Here is a 13,438-nt window from a genome sequence, read left to right as displayed (position 1 = left end):
TTGAGGACGCTGTAACAGGTACGGGGCTGCCCATGGACTGCACAAGGAAGAGTGCGCGGTTCGCGGGGCAGCCCTTTTGATATCTGTATGGGAAGGAGGAAGCATGATGTTGGAACAGATGGATCTTACGAAGAAACTGTCAAAGGAAGCCTACCGGGAAAAGATAGAGGAATTGGAGGATACACTTGCTGCTTTGCAGAGAAGCTGCAGGAATCTGAACATTCCGGTCATACTTGTTTTTGAGGCTGGACGCTTCCGGAAAAGGGGTACATAAACCGTCTGATTCACCCTCTTGATCCAAGAGGCTTTCAGGTGTTTGCCATAAAGGAGGAGAGTGAGGAGGAAAAAAGGTATCCCTTCCTGCGCCGATTCTGGATAAAAACTCCGGAAAGAGGACGGATTGCTATTTTTGATACAAGCTGGTACCGCAGACTTTCTGTGGAGCGATTTGAAAAAAAGGTGTCCGGTAAGGAGTTTTCGGAGGATTGTCAGGAAATCCGGGACTTTGAGAGAACCCTTACTGATGACGGCAATGTGTTGATGAAATTTTTTCTTTACATCAGCAGAGAGGAACAGAGAAGGCGGTTTGACAAAATGCGTTCTTCCAGGGAAACTGCCTGGAAGGTCACCAAAGCAGATGAGAAGCGCAACAAATCCTATGAAAAATACAAGGCCATGAATGAGGAAATGCTGGAAAAAACAGAAACCGCCTATGCGCCCTGGGTGATTGTAGAGGCGGAAGACAGAAGATTTGCTACAGTTAAAATTTATACAGAAGTGATTCGTCGTCTGAAGGAGGCTATTGCAAAAAAAGAAAAAGGAGCTGTGCAAAAAGCAGTCAGGAAAGAAACATCAGAAAAGCTGCTGGTATCTTCTGTTTTAAACAAGGTAGATTTATCTCTTTCCTATACACAGAAAGAGTATAAAGAAAAACTGAAAAAGCTTCAGAAACGCATGGAGCTTTTGCATAGTGAGATTTACCGGAGAAGAATTCCTGTGGTATTGGGCTTTGAAGGCTGGGACGCAGCGGGAAAGGGCGGCGCAATTAAGCGTCTGACAGAGCCCATGGATCCAAGAGGCTATGTGGTAAACCCAACGGCAGCCCCGGACGCAGCAGAAAAAATCCATCATTATCTCTGGAGATTCTGGAGAAACATGCCAAAAACAGGGCATATTGCAATTTTTGACAGAACCTGGTATGGAAGAGTTATGGTGGAGCGTATTGAAGATTTTTGTACAAAAGAGGAATGGCAGAGAGCTTACAGGGAAATCAATGAAATGGAAGCCTCCCTGGTTCATGCCGGAGCCATTGTGTTGAAATTCTGGCTGCAGATTGATAAGGACGAACAGAAAAGGCGGTTTCAGGACAGAATGGAAAATCCGGCAAAGCAGTGGAAAATTACAGAAGAGGACTGGAGAAACCGGGAAAAATGGGAATTTTATGAAGAAGCGGTCAATGAAATGATTATCCGCACTTCTACTTCCATGGCACCCTGGATTATTGTAGAGGGAAATGACAAATATTATGCCAGGGTCAAGGTTCTGGAAACTGTGGTTAGAACTTTGGAAGAACGGCTGGAAAAGGAAAAAAAGAAAGAATAAGGATTCAGGGTAAGAGGATTTATGTTAAACTGGTATAAGAAGCTGTATGTTGGCGATAATGCAAAGAGAAAGAAAAAGCAGTTGATTCGGAAAATCAATAGGGGTGCAGGTGTTCTTGATACTTATCTCATTACACTGGCATCAAATCCTGAGAATCAGTTGGATATTTTTTCAGCCAACGAGTTGAAACAAAAAGCCAGAAGGAAGAGCTGTCCCATCATTATAGGACTCTCTTGCGGCTATATGGAGGCTTTGGAGATGACAAAAAGGCTGGTGGAGGAAGCATATGCACAGACAGGCACTGCCCAGGTGCGGCAGTGGCTGGAGCAGCAGATAAGAGAGGAGAGCGGCAGGTGACATTATGATAGTGCTACATATCTTATTGATAATATTAAAGCTTCTGGGAATCCTGCTGCTGGTTATTTTCGGTTTGCTGCTGTTGGTTCTTCTATCAATGCTCCTTTGTCCTGTGGGATACAGACTGCAGGGGACAAAGAGTCAGGAGGGCTGTCAGGGAACTGTGATGGTATATTGGCTTTTTCATCTCATATCTGTAAAAGGCTTTTCTGAAGGAAGGGAGAAAAAACAGGGATTTTCTGTAAGAATTTTCGGGATTCCTCTGGAAAAGCTGCAGGGCTTTCTGAAAAAGAGAGAAAACCGAAAGAAGCAGCAGCTTTCAAAAAAAACGCAGGAGGAGTTATCCGACGTTGTATCAGAAAAAGAAGAACGGCAGCGTTTGCCAAAGGAAAAGGAAATTGCAGTACCTTCAGACCATGAAGAAGAGCCTGAGAAAGAAGAAAATTCTAAACCTCAGGATTCTGTTAGGGAAAGGAAAGCCTCTGTTTTCAAAAGGCTTATGGGTTTACCGAAGACAGCGGTCGCTTTTTTGAAAAAGCTGTGTCAGATTCCGGGAAGGGTTTTTAAGGCTCTGGGAAATTTCCGATTAACATGGAAGAAAATCTGTGCTAAAATAAAATCTGTAAAAGAATTGTGGGGTTCAGAACCATTTCAAAGAAGCCGGATTCTGTTTTTGGCAGAACTGAAAAAGCTTTTTCGCCGTATACGGCCAAAAAAAGTAGAGGGATATGTGAAGTTTGGCTTTGAAGACCCCTGTCTTACCGGAGAGCTTTTGGGCGGTCTAGGCATATTTTATCCCTTATATGGGAAACACTTTACCATAGAGCCTTATTTTGATCAGAGAATTTTCCAGGGAGAACTTCTGGTAAGAGGACGAATTTACGGGATTCATTTTGTGCTTCTGGTATGGAACTTGTTCAGAAACCGGGATATTCGATATTTAGTGAAAAGGATAAAAACATATATTTAAGGAGGAAGCAGATATGGCTGCAGAAAATAATTTTCAGTCTACAGTAGAATCACTGTTTAAAGGGATGGACAGCTTTATTACTACAAAAACTGTAGTGGGAGAGGCAATTACCGTGGGAGATACCATTATTCTGCCTCTGGTAGATGTTTCTTTTGGCGTGGGAGCAGGCGCTTTTTCAGAAGAAAAGAAAAACAATGGCGGCGGCGGTATGGGAGGAAAGATTTCTCCAAGCGCAGTACTGGTGATTTCCAATGGAGTGACAAAGCTGGTAAACATTAAAAATCAGGACGGACTTACCAAAATCCTGGATATGGTGCCGGATTTCCTGAATAAGTTTACAGAGGGAAAGAAAGAGGCAGAGGTTGTAATCCATACAGAGGAGAAAACAGAGCCGGAAGTACAGGAAGCAGAGTAGAAAAAGAATAGAAAAGGAGCAGTTTTGCATATACTGATAGGGAGAAGGCAAAGGAGAACAGAGTATGAACCGGGTATGCGGGTTATTCCTGTTTGCATTTGGAATGGGACTGTTTATTGCTTTGATTTTTCCTAAGACACTGTTTATGGTAGTTGTGGCAGCGTTATGTCTGTTGGTAGGATATAATCTGTTCTGCGCCTGCCGGTAAAGTAAATCCGTGTTTCAGCAAATGAATTGAAATAGACAGGGGTGTGGCGCATAATCCGGGGATTTTGTGCCGCACCCCTGATGGTTTCTGTCTGTTTTATTATTCTTTATAAGCATAATAAAACAGACCCTGTCTTTCGACAAGGTCTGTCAACGTGTCAATCAGTATTAAGCTCTTTCTACTTTACCACTTCTTAAACAGGAAGTACAAACGTACATTTTCTTTGCATTTCCATTGTCTGTTTTTACTCTTACAGATTTGATGTTGGATTTCCACATTTTGTTGGATCTTCTATGAGAATGGCTCACGCTGATTCCAAAATGAGCACCTTTTTCACAAATTGCGCACTTTGCCATGGTAGCACCTCCTTAAATATATAATAAGTCCGTGTAACAAACTCACAACACTGACTATTTTAGCAGATGAAAGGCAGTTTTGCAAGTGAAATTATAAAAAATTTAAATTATTATTTCGTTTTTGGGAAAGATATGATAGAATACATATATAAAAAAGTATGGAGGTATCCGTGCATGAATGGATTTGTTGATACAGGATTAGGAAAAATTACGATTGATACAGATGTGATTGCCACTTATGCGGGCAGCGTAGCAGTGGAATGTTTTGGAATTGTAGGTATGGCTGCCGTAAGCATGAAGGATGGACTTGTAAAATTATTAAAGAGGGACAGCTTAAGACATGGAATTAATGTAACCATTGCGGACAACCGCATTACCCTGGACTTTCATGTGATTGTTGCTTATGGGGTCAGTATTTCAGCAGTTTCTGACAATTTAATCAGTAACGTGAAGTACAAAGTAGAAGAATTTACAGGCCTGACTATAGAGAAGATCAATATCCTTGTAGAAGGCGTAAGAGTAATTGATTAATAAGGAGGAAACTTGTTTTGAATACCAATACCGTTGATGCGAAGATGCTTGGCAGAATGTTCCTTTCCGGGGCAAAAAATCTGGAGGCGAAAAAAGAGTGGATTAATGAATTAAACGTTTTTCCGGTTCCTGACGGAGATACAGGAACTAATATGACTCTGACCATTATGTCAGCAGCATCAGAAGTAAGCGCACTGTCAGATTCCAGTATGAAAGCTTTAGCAAAAGCGATTTCTTCCGGTTCCTTAAGAGGGGCAAGAGGAAACTCCGGTGTTATTCTTTCTCAGCTTTTAAGAGGCTTTACAAAAGTGATTGAACACCATGATACAGTAGATGCAGCTACCTTTGCCAGAGCTTTTGAAAAAGGTGTGGAAACCGCATATAAGGCAGTTATGAAGCCAAAAGAGGGAACTATTCTGACAGTTGCCAGAGGCGCAGCAGAAAAAGCGTTGGAAATTGCAGGAGAAAGTGAAAGCCTGGAGGCCTTTTTTACAGATGTGATTGCAGAGGCTGAGCTGGTGCTTTCCAGAACCCCGGATATGCTTCCGGTACTGAAGGAAGCAGGTGTGGTGGATTCCGGTGGACAGGGTCTTCTGGAAGTATTAAAAGGTGCTTTTGACGGTTATATGGGCAAAGAAATTGATTTGAATTTTGAAAAGCCCAAAACAGCAGCAATGACAAAGCCGGTATCTGCAGAAGAAAGCAATATTAAATTTGGATACTGTACAGAGTTTATTATTATGCTGGAAAAGCAGTTTACAGATAAGGACGAGCATGCGTTCAAGGAATATCTCATGTCTATCGGGGATTCTCTGGTGGTTGTGGCAGACGATGAAATCGTTAAGGTCCATGTACATACCAATGATCCTGGAAAGGCAATTCAGAGGGCGTTGACGTATGGACAGTTATCCAACATGAAAATTGATAATATGCGTCTGGAGCATCATGAAAAAGTAATCAAGGAAGCTGAAAAGATGGCGGCACAGCAGGCAGCTCTGGAGCCGGAGAAAGAGGTTGGCTTTATTTCCGTATCCGTGGGAGAAGGAATGGGTGAAATCTTTAAAGAATTGGGTGCAGATTACCTGATTGAAGGCGGACAGACCATGAACCCAAGTACAGAAGATGTTCTGCAGGCCATTGACCGGGTTCGTGCAAAGAATATTTTCATTTTCCCGAACAACAAGAATATTATTCTGGCAGCAAATCAGGCCAGAGATTTGACAGAGGATAAGAATATTATTGTCATTCCTACAAAAACCATTCCTCAGGGAATTACTGCATTGATTTCCTATGTGCCGGATAAAACCGTGGAACAGAACACAGAGGAAATGTTGGAAGCAGTACAGAATGTGAAGACAGGACAGATTACCTATGCGGTTCGTGATACAAGAATTGATGACAAAGATATCCGTCAGGGAGATATTATGGGAATTGGCGACCATGGTCTTTTGGCTGTGGGACCGGGAATCGAGGATATCACAGTAGCTGCACTGCAGGAAATGGTTGATGAAGACTCTGAAATTATCAGTGTTTATTATGGACAGGAGGTATCTGAAGAGGACGCAGAGCATCTGGAGGAACGTCTGAGCGAGCTGTATCCTGACTTTGATATTGAAATTCATAACGGCGGACAGCCGATTTACTACTATGTAGTATCTGTGGAATAGAGATTTACGGCAGGCGTGGGAGCGCATAATAATAAAAATAAGGTTGCTGTACAGGTGCTGTGGCAGACACAGAGGTGCAGCAGCCTTTTTTTACAGAAAACTGTATTTTTACAGAGGAGGAGCCTTTTTGGGAAGGGATTGAATAGAAGCGAAAGGGAAAAGGGAGGCAGGAAACAGGAAATGAAAGAGCAGGACAGCGTACGGAGTATCAAAGGAATCGGGGAAAAGACAGAAAAGCTTCTGGCAAAATTGGGGATTTTTACGGTAGGAGATTTTCTCAGATACTATCCCAGAGATTATGATGAGTACAGAGAGCCGATTGCCGTATCAGAGGCAGAACCCGGGAAAAAGGCGGCTGTTTTCGGGCGAATTACCGGCAGAGTGGGTATGAGTAATACGGGCAGAAAAACGGTGGTAACTGCTACAATAAAGGACGAGAAAAGCAGTCTGCAGCTTATCTGGTACAATATGCCCTTTTTGCGGAATACGCTTCAGGCAGGCGGATTTTATATTTTTCGGGGGACAGTCGTCAAAAAAGGGGCGCGATTGATTATGGAACACCCGGAAATTTTTAAAAGAGAGGATTATGAAGGGCTTCTTTACACGCTGTATCCTATATATACTCTGACAAAGGGACTGACCAATAAGTTTATGGTAAAAACCATGCATCAGATTTTGGAAAACCGGGAAATTACTGCGGAGTATCTTCCGGAAGAATACAGGAATCATTACCGGCTGGCAGAATATAATTATGCGCTGTCGCACATTCATTTTCCAAAAGATAAAAAAGATTTGGTTGTGGGACGCAGAAGACTGGTTTTTGATGAATTTTTATTTTTTATTCTGTCTGTGCGCATGATGAAGGAAAAAAATATGGAGTCGCAAAATACTTTTTCCATAAAACCGGTGTGGGAAACAGAAAAGCTTATAGAGAGTCTGCCGTATCCTCTGACTCATGCACAGAGGAGAGTATGGAACGAAATTGAAACCAATATGACAGGACATACTCTGATGTCCAGGCTGGTACAGGGTGATGTGGGAAGCGGAAAGACGATTATTGCCTTTCTTTCTATGATACTGGCAGCAGCTAATGGATATCAGGCAGCTCTTATGGTACCTACAGAAGTTTTGGCAAGGCAGCATTATGAAGAATTGTGCAGGCTGGTGCAACAGCAGAGCTTTCCTTTTGAAACTGTGCTTCTGACCGGTTCTCAGACTGCAAAGGAGAAGCGGGAGCGTTATGAAAAAATTGCGCAGGGAAAGGCACAACTTATTATAGGAACCCATGCGTTGATACAGGAAAAGGTGATATACGAAAATCTGGCGCTTGTCATTACAGATGAGCAGCATCGTTTTGGAGTGAATCAAAGAGAGGATTTGTCTAAAAAAGGAGTCAGACCTCATGTGCTGGTTATGAGTGCAACGCCGATTCCCAGAACTTTGGCTATTATCCTTTATGGGGATTTGGATATTTCTGTCATGGATCAGCTGCCTGCAAAAAGACTTCCCATTAAAAACTGTGTGGTGGATACCTCTTACAGGCCAACTGCCTACCGTTTTATTGAGAAGCAGGTGCAGCAGGGACGGCAGGTCTATGTTATTTGTCCCATGGTAGAGGAAAGCGAGGGATTAGAGGCGGAAAATGTCTTAGACTACAGCAGAAAGCTTCAGGAAGCCCTGCCAGGTGATATCCGGGTAGCTTATCTTCACGGGAGAATGAAAGCAGCAGAAAAAAATGAAATCATGGAGAAATTTGCAGACAACGAAATTCAGGTGCTGGTATCTACCACAGTCATTGAAGTAGGTGTCAATGTACCAAACGCTACAGTTATGATGGTGGAAAATGCCGAGCGGTTTGGCCTGGCACAGCTTCATCAGCTCAGAGGACGGGTAGGTAGAGGTGAGCATCAGTCCTACTGTATTTTTGTCCAGGGAGGAAAGGACGCAGAAACAAAGGAGCGTCTGGAAATTCTGGTAAAGTCCAACGATGGATTTTTTATTGCAGGGGAAGATTTAAGACTGAGGGGACCGGGAGATTTGTTTGGAATCCGGCAAAGCGGTCTTCTGGAGTTTCGGCTTGCAGATATCTTCCAGGATTCCGAAATTTTAAAGGATGCCAGCCAGGCAGCAGGAGCAATCCTGGATTTGGACAGAGATTTATCCCTTCCTCAGAACGAAAGGCTGAGAAGCTGTCTGTTGTCTTATGCCAGAGAGCGTATGGAAATGCCGGGGTTGTAGGAAAAATTGCTTTGATATAAAAAATATTTTCCATAAAACTTGCAAGTTTTTGGAAAAAGAGTTATCATAGACGGGACATTGAAAGTTGCAAGAAACAAAGGAGGAGAGAAAATGTCAGTCAGAAAGACAACTACAAAGGCTGCAGCAGAAGCTGTTGCTGCAAAGACGACTCCAGCGAAGACAGAAGAAACAAAAACAGAAACAGTTGCTAAGAAAACAACAGTAAAAAGAGGAGCTGCCAAGAAAGAGGCTGCTGCAAAAAAAGCAACTGCCACAAAGCCAACTGCAAAGGCTGTTGTAAAGGAAACTGTATTCTTACAGTTTGCAGGCAAGGAGTATGACATGGAAGTCATTAAAACAAATGTGAAGACAGCATGGGCAGCAGAAACAGGCAAAAAGGAAAGCGACATCAAGGACGTACAGATTTATGTGAAACCGGAAGAAAGCGCTGCTTACTATGTGGTAAACGGTGAATTCGTAGAAGGCGGAAGAAAAATAGACTTATAAAACAGACGAAGGCAACAGGAGAGAACTTCTTTTATGGCAGAGAAATAAAAGGGGTTCTTTTTTTCTGCTCTTCATTAAGAAGCTGCTGTTCAATGGAAAGGACATTGGGAAAGATAAGAGAGGAATTTCCATGGCGGAGTTGTTCTAAAACCTCTCTGGAATATTTCAGAATCTGCTTCTGCGTTTTTTGGGAAATGCACACAGGCTTTTGACTGGCAGCGTCCATGTACTGCATGGTAACATAGCGCCGGGTGACAGGACACATATTCTGTATCAGAAAGGCTTTTTCGTGACCTAAAACTTCACCGAATACAAGGGTGTTGCATCGGTGATACCGGGCAAGCTTGCTTTTGTAAACTTTTCGGAATTTAGCGACCTGAGAGGAAAAGGGAATCAGCCAGTATACTTCCGGGTGCTGTCTGTCCTGAAAGGCACAGTAGCAGGGGCGGTTGTGGGTCTGTCCATCCGTAGATTCTTTGTTTTTCATCAGATACCTGTCCGGAAATTTTTGAAAATATTCATCAGAAATGAAATAAAAATAATGATTTGTCATAGATTCTCCTAAGATTTGATTGATTTGATATGATTTTGGATATGCTTTAAGAAATGGCTGTATTTGAGCCTGGTAATGTTTTTATTGCGTACCAGGGAGCAACGAACATTTGAACCCGGGTATCTTTTCGTTGCATACCGGGAAGCAACAGACATTTGAGAAGAAAACATATGTTTTCTATGTTTTTTATCATACTCCTGGAAAAGGAAAATGTCCAGAGGAATCTTGAAAAAATATGCACAAAAAAGAGGACCTGTAAAAAGCCCTCTTTTCCGTAAATGACAGAAGTATTTAGAACTGCTGTGTAGAACCTGTGCCGCTCATCTGTCTTTCCTGTGCTTCAATCATTTTTTTCACCATATAACCGCCTACGGAACCGTTCTGTTTGGAAGTCAGGTTTCCGTTGTAGCCGTCTGTAAGGGGTACACCCAGTTCATTGGCAACTTCGTATTTGAAACGGTTCAATGCACCTTTTGCTTCTGGTACGGCTGCTCTGTTTGAAGAAGAATTGTTGTTAGACATTTTTAGTTCCTCCTTTGGAATGTGATTTTGTGTTACAATGCTATTATGTGAATTTTAAAAAATTTTACCCTAGAAGTTCTTTCAAGTTTTGACAAATTCTGAGAATTGTATTACAATATGAAATCGAGTTTCAAAATCAGAGTGATTATCATGCAAGAGAACATTTGGTTTTGTAAAAAGTGTATAAATGATGAAAAAATAATTGCAAAAACTTGGTGTTTTTGCTATAATAACTCTGGGTAACAGTACCAGGTGATACAGATGCCGATATTGTTATTATTATAAAAAATAAGGATTGATGTAGATGAACGTTGGGATTATAGCACATAACAGTAAGAAAGCCCTGATCGAAGATTTTTGCATTGCCTATAAAAATATACTGGCAAAGCACGAAATCTATGCAACCGGGACTACAGGAAGGCGTATTGAAGAGGCTGCCAACCTCCGTGTCCATAAATTCCTTCCGGGAAGTATGGGCGGAGATAAGCAGTTTACAGAAATGATTGAGCGCGGTGATATTGATATGGTAATCTTTTTTTACAATCCGGCGATGATAGACGCAAAAGAACCGGACGTATATCAGATTTCCAGATACTGCGACCAGTACAACATTCCCATTGCAACCAATATTGCAACGGCAGAGTCCCTGATACTGGGACTGGATCAGGGCGATTTGGATTATCGTCTGAATCGCTAAAAGCTATATACGAAAAAGGATAAAATATATGAGAGTAATTGCAGGCAGCGCAAAGAGTATGCCACTTAAGACCATTCCGGGGCTGGAAACCCGTCCCACCACAGACCGCATTAAGGAAACCCTGTTTAATATGCTTCAGCCTTATCTGTGCCAGTGCAGATTCCTGGATATTTTCGCAGGTAGTGGAGGAATTGGAATTGAGGCGTTAAGCAGAGGCGCGGATTTTTGTGCTTTTATCGAAAAAAACAGAAGGGCAGCAGCCGTGATAGAGGAAAATCTGCGTTTTACCAGACTTTCCTCTAAAGCGCAGGTATACTGTCAGGAGGTATTCACCGCTCTTTCTTCTATTTCAAAGGAAGAGCCTTTTGATTGTATTTTCATGGATCCGCCATATGATAAAGGACTGGAAAGACAGGTGTTGGAGGTCTTAAAGGACGCCTCCTGTATAGATGAAAATACGCGGCTTGTTGTGGAAGCCTCCCTTTCTACAGAATTTGATTATCTGGAGGAATACGGATTTTTAAAAGAGAAGGTAAAACGGTATAAGACCAATCAGCATGTTTTTATAAGAAAGGCACCAAAATGACAAGAGCGATTTATCCGGGCAGCTTTGACCCGGCAACGTATGGACATTTAGATATTATAAAAAGAGCAGCAGCGCTTTTTGATGAGGTAATTGTGGCAGTTTTGAATAATTCTGCAAAAAGTCCGTTGTTTTCTGTAGCGGAACGTGTTAATATATTAGAGTATATAACGAAAGAGATAGCAAATGTAAAGGTGCAGTCTTTCGACGGTTTGTCCGTTAATTTCGCACGAAGCTGTGAGGCCAAGGTGATTATCCGTGGTTTGCGTGCGATTACAGATTTTGAATACGAGCTGCAGATGGCTCAGACAAACCGGGTATTGGCAACAGATATAGACACCATGTTTTTGACAACCAGTCTGCAGTACGCATATCTGAGTTCCACCACAGTAAAAGAGGCAGCTTATTTCGGTGCGGATATTTCCAAATTTGTGCCGGATTATGTGAAGGAAAAGGTGGAGGAAAAGTACAGAAACAGACATTCGGAAGAATAGAATGAGGACACGATAAGGAGAATGAAGAAATGAGCAGCAGAATTGAACAGATTATTGAAGAGATTGAAGAATATGTAGAGAGCTGTAAATATCAGCCTTTATCCACAACAAAGATTATTGTGAATAAAGAAGAAATCGAAGAGCTTTTAAGAGAACTGCGTCTGAAAACTCCTGATGAAATCAAAAGATACCAGAAGATCATCAGCAACAAGGAAGCGATTCTGCAGGACGCACAGGCAAAGGCAGACAATATCATTGAAGATACCAAGAAGCAGGTACAGGAAATGGTAAAAGAGTCTGAGGTTATGCAGCAGGCATATGCACAGGCAAACGAAACTGTAAATAGCGCAAACCAGCAGGCACAGGCAATCATTGATGCAGCCACAAACGATGCAAATAATTTGCGCCTGAGCGCAGTTTCCTATACGGATGAAATGATGGCAAATATGGGACAGATTGCATCTTCTATGTTAGAAGATGCAGCGGCAAAATACAATGAGTTTGTTCGTGCCCTGCAGGCATCTGTAGATGTAATCAAACAGAACCGCGCAGAGCTTTCTCCTCAGCTTGCACAGGGCAGCAGCACTCCTGTACAGGAAACAGAAAATGCAGCGCCCTCTCCTGCACAGGCAGAATCCTATGAGCCAGACGATTTTGATGATGATTTAGACGATGACTTTGATGATTTTGACTAAGAAAAGGGTGATTATCAGGGTGAAAAAAGAGCAACAGATTTTTCCTTTTAAATAAGGCAGGAGGGAAAGGTCTGTGCCGGACAGCATGGATTTCGTCTGTGCTGCCACGCAGAAGCCGCCAAAGGAGGTAAAGGACAGGGACAGTACATACTGCACAGGAAAAGAAAGACTGCTTGTGGAAAGCGCAGAAAGTCCTGTGGTGATTTCCATAAGTCCCAGAACAGGATACCGAACCCAGGGAGTTGCAGGCAGGGCTTTTTTTAAGAAAACCTGGAAAATAGAAAACAGGATAATATATCCGCCCAGCTTGGTGATGGATAGAAAACCATTCAGAATAGAGGCATCTAGGGCTTCTCCAAAGGACAGAGAGCCAGATGCCTTTTTTGCGCTTTTTTCAGACAGGTTTATAGGGGAGGAAGGCATACAGTCTGTCTGTAATTCCCGCTTTTGGGAAGAAGGACGGAAAAAGAGAGAGGTAAGGAAAGAGGACAGGTAGAGGATTACGCAGGTGAGAAAGGCTAAATCCTCCCTTTGCAGAATACCCACACAAAGATAGGTAAGGAGAAAGGCAGGACCGGGATAATTGGAAAACGTGAGCAGATAATCTGCCTCCTGTCTGGAAACAGAGCCTTTTCGGTACAGGTCTGCCGTGGTTTTGGCACCCATGGGATAGCCGCAGAGAATTCCCATAAAAAGAGCGTAGGCGCCTTGGGGAGAAAGCTGAAGGAGCCTGCGCCAGATATGCTCTCCTTTTGTGAGCAGAGGGTCTAAAAGTCCCATATGTAAAATCAGAGAGGACAGAATAAGAAAAGGCAGCATGGAAGGAAGAAGCGTATAAAACCAGAGCATCAGTCCTGCCTTTGCTCCTGCCAGAGACTGTTGAGGAAAGAACAGTAAAAGAGAAAAGAAAAGCAGGACAGAGAGAAATGCGAGTATGCGTTTCATATAAGCCTTACCCCATGAAAGATGATTTGTTTTACTATATGAAAGAAAAAAGCCGACTATGTGAGAATCCGGAATGGGACTTGCTATTTGATGCGGAA

Annotated in this window: 16 protein-coding genes and 1 pseudogene; 13 read left to right on the top strand and 4 right to left on the bottom strand. The window is 42.5% G+C overall.

Annotation, left to right across the window (positions count from 1 at the left end; translation table 11 throughout):
• The first annotated feature begins 106 nt into the window (after positions 1 to 106).
• The 5 genes and pseudogenes from pap to DQQ01_RS16095 all read left to right on the top strand — a co-directional run bounded on the left by pap (position 107) and on the right by DQQ01_RS16095 (position 3,552).
• Positions 107 to 1,602, top strand: a pseudogene (gene pap, locus DQQ01_RS10035) (polyphosphate:AMP phosphotransferase).
• A gap of 21 nt (positions 1,603 to 1,623) precedes the next feature.
• Positions 1,624 to 1,959 (top strand): hypothetical protein, encoded by a 336-nt coding sequence (locus DQQ01_RS10030; RefSeq protein ID WP_111919919.1) that lies wholly within the window; start codon positions 1,624 to 1,626, stop codon positions 1,957 to 1,959.
• 4 nt (positions 1,960 to 1,963) lie between these two features.
• Entirely contained in the window at positions 1,964 to 2,929 is a 966-nt protein-coding gene (locus DQQ01_RS16580; protein WP_242980309.1) for a DUF2953 domain-containing protein, read from the top strand.
• A 13-nt stretch (positions 2,930 to 2,942) separates the two neighbouring features.
• Positions 2,943 to 3,344 (top strand): GerW family sporulation protein, encoded by a 402-nt coding sequence (locus DQQ01_RS10020; RefSeq protein WP_111919918.1) that lies wholly within the window; start codon positions 2,943 to 2,945, stop codon positions 3,342 to 3,344.
• Between the two features lie 64 nt (positions 3,345 to 3,408).
• Positions 3,409 to 3,552 carry a hypothetical protein gene (locus DQQ01_RS16095; protein WP_199797954.1) on the top strand — a complete coding sequence of 48 codons (144 nt, stop codon included), beginning with the start codon at positions 3,409 to 3,411 and terminating at the stop codon, positions 3,550 to 3,552.
• Positions 3,553 to 3,719: 167 nt separating this feature from the next.
• Here DQQ01_RS16095 and rpmB read toward each other — a convergent pair whose 3' ends face one another.
• A complete protein-coding gene (gene rpmB / locus DQQ01_RS10015; RefSeq protein WP_111919917.1) occupies positions 3,720 to 3,908 on the bottom strand; it encodes a 50S ribosomal protein L28 in 189 nt (62 codons plus the stop codon).
• Positions 3,909 to 4,082: 174 nt separating this feature from the next.
• On the opposite strand from rpmB, the gene DQQ01_RS10010 reads away from it, so the two are divergent.
• From DQQ01_RS10010 to DQQ01_RS09995, 4 genes are all read left to right on the top strand, one after another.
• Positions 4,083 to 4,439 (top strand): Asp23/Gls24 family envelope stress response protein, encoded by a 357-nt coding sequence (locus tag DQQ01_RS10010; RefSeq protein ID WP_111919916.1) that lies wholly within the window; start codon positions 4,083 to 4,085, stop codon positions 4,437 to 4,439.
• Positions 4,440 to 4,456: 17 nt separating this feature from the next.
• Positions 4,457 to 6,106: a fatty acid kinase ATP-binding subunit FakA gene (locus tag DQQ01_RS10005; RefSeq protein ID WP_111919915.1), complete on the top strand. Its 1,650-nt coding sequence runs from the start codon at positions 4,457 to 4,459 to the stop codon at positions 6,104 to 6,106.
• Positions 6,107 to 6,286: 180 nt separating this feature from the next.
• Positions 6,287 to 8,344 (top strand): ATP-dependent DNA helicase RecG, encoded by a 2,058-nt coding sequence (gene recG, locus DQQ01_RS10000; protein WP_111920892.1) that lies wholly within the window; start codon positions 6,287 to 6,289, stop codon positions 8,342 to 8,344.
• 111 nt (positions 8,345 to 8,455) lie between these two features.
• Entirely contained in the window at positions 8,456 to 8,851 is a 396-nt protein-coding gene (locus DQQ01_RS09995; protein WP_111919914.1) for a DUF6465 family protein, read from the top strand.
• Between the two features lie 31 nt (positions 8,852 to 8,882).
• On the opposite strand, the gene cptIN is transcribed toward DQQ01_RS09995, so the two are convergent.
• Both cptIN and DQQ01_RS09985 read right to left on the bottom strand, forming a co-directional pair.
• Positions 8,883 to 9,404, bottom strand: a complete 522-nt coding sequence (gene cptIN / locus DQQ01_RS09990; RefSeq protein WP_111919913.1) for a type III toxin-antitoxin system CptIN family toxin — start codon at positions 9,402 to 9,404, stop codon at positions 8,883 to 8,885.
• A gap of 291 nt (positions 9,405 to 9,695) precedes the next feature.
• Complete coding sequence (locus tag DQQ01_RS09985) at positions 9,696 to 9,926, bottom strand: alpha/beta-type small acid-soluble spore protein (protein WP_111919912.1); 231 nt, start codon at positions 9,924 to 9,926, stop codon at positions 9,696 to 9,698.
• Between the two features lie 304 nt (positions 9,927 to 10,230).
• Between DQQ01_RS09985 and DQQ01_RS09980 the strand changes: the two genes are divergently transcribed.
• Genes DQQ01_RS09980 through DQQ01_RS09965 form a run of 4 tightly spaced genes read left to right on the top strand, consistent with a single transcriptional unit; the run spans position 10,231 to position 12,395 of the window.
• Complete coding sequence (locus DQQ01_RS09980) at positions 10,231 to 10,623, top strand: methylglyoxal synthase (protein ID WP_111919911.1); 393 nt, start codon at positions 10,231 to 10,233, stop codon at positions 10,621 to 10,623.
• 28 nt (positions 10,624 to 10,651) lie between these two features.
• Entirely contained in the window at positions 10,652 to 11,209 is a 558-nt protein-coding gene (rsmD, locus tag DQQ01_RS09975; protein WP_111919910.1) for a 16S rRNA (guanine(966)-N(2))-methyltransferase RsmD, read from the top strand.
• Entirely contained in the window at positions 11,206 to 11,700 is a 495-nt protein-coding gene (gene coaD, locus DQQ01_RS09970; RefSeq protein ID WP_111919909.1) for a pantetheine-phosphate adenylyltransferase, read from the top strand. Before rsmD ends, coaD begins: the two co-directional genes overlap by 4 nt.
• Before the next feature lie 29 nt (positions 11,701 to 11,729).
• Positions 11,730 to 12,395 carry an ATPase gene (locus DQQ01_RS09965; RefSeq protein ID WP_111919908.1) on the top strand — a complete coding sequence of 222 codons (666 nt, stop codon included), beginning with the start codon at positions 11,730 to 11,732 and terminating at the stop codon, positions 12,393 to 12,395.
• On the opposite strand, the gene DQQ01_RS09960 is transcribed toward DQQ01_RS09965, so the two are convergent.
• Positions 12,366 to 13,340, bottom strand: a complete 975-nt coding sequence (locus DQQ01_RS09960; protein WP_242980307.1) for a sporulation protein — start codon at positions 13,338 to 13,340, stop codon at positions 12,366 to 12,368. The two genes, DQQ01_RS09965 and DQQ01_RS09960, sit on opposite strands and share 30 nt — an antisense overlap.
• Positions 13,341 to 13,438 lie beyond the last annotated feature (98 nt).

The sequence above is a fragment of the Blautia argi genome (genome assembly GCF_003287895.1).
Classification (GTDB): Bacteria; Bacillota; Clostridia; order Lachnospirales; family Lachnospiraceae; genus Blautia; species Blautia argi.
This window is presented reverse-complemented; position numbering and strand designations above follow the sequence as displayed.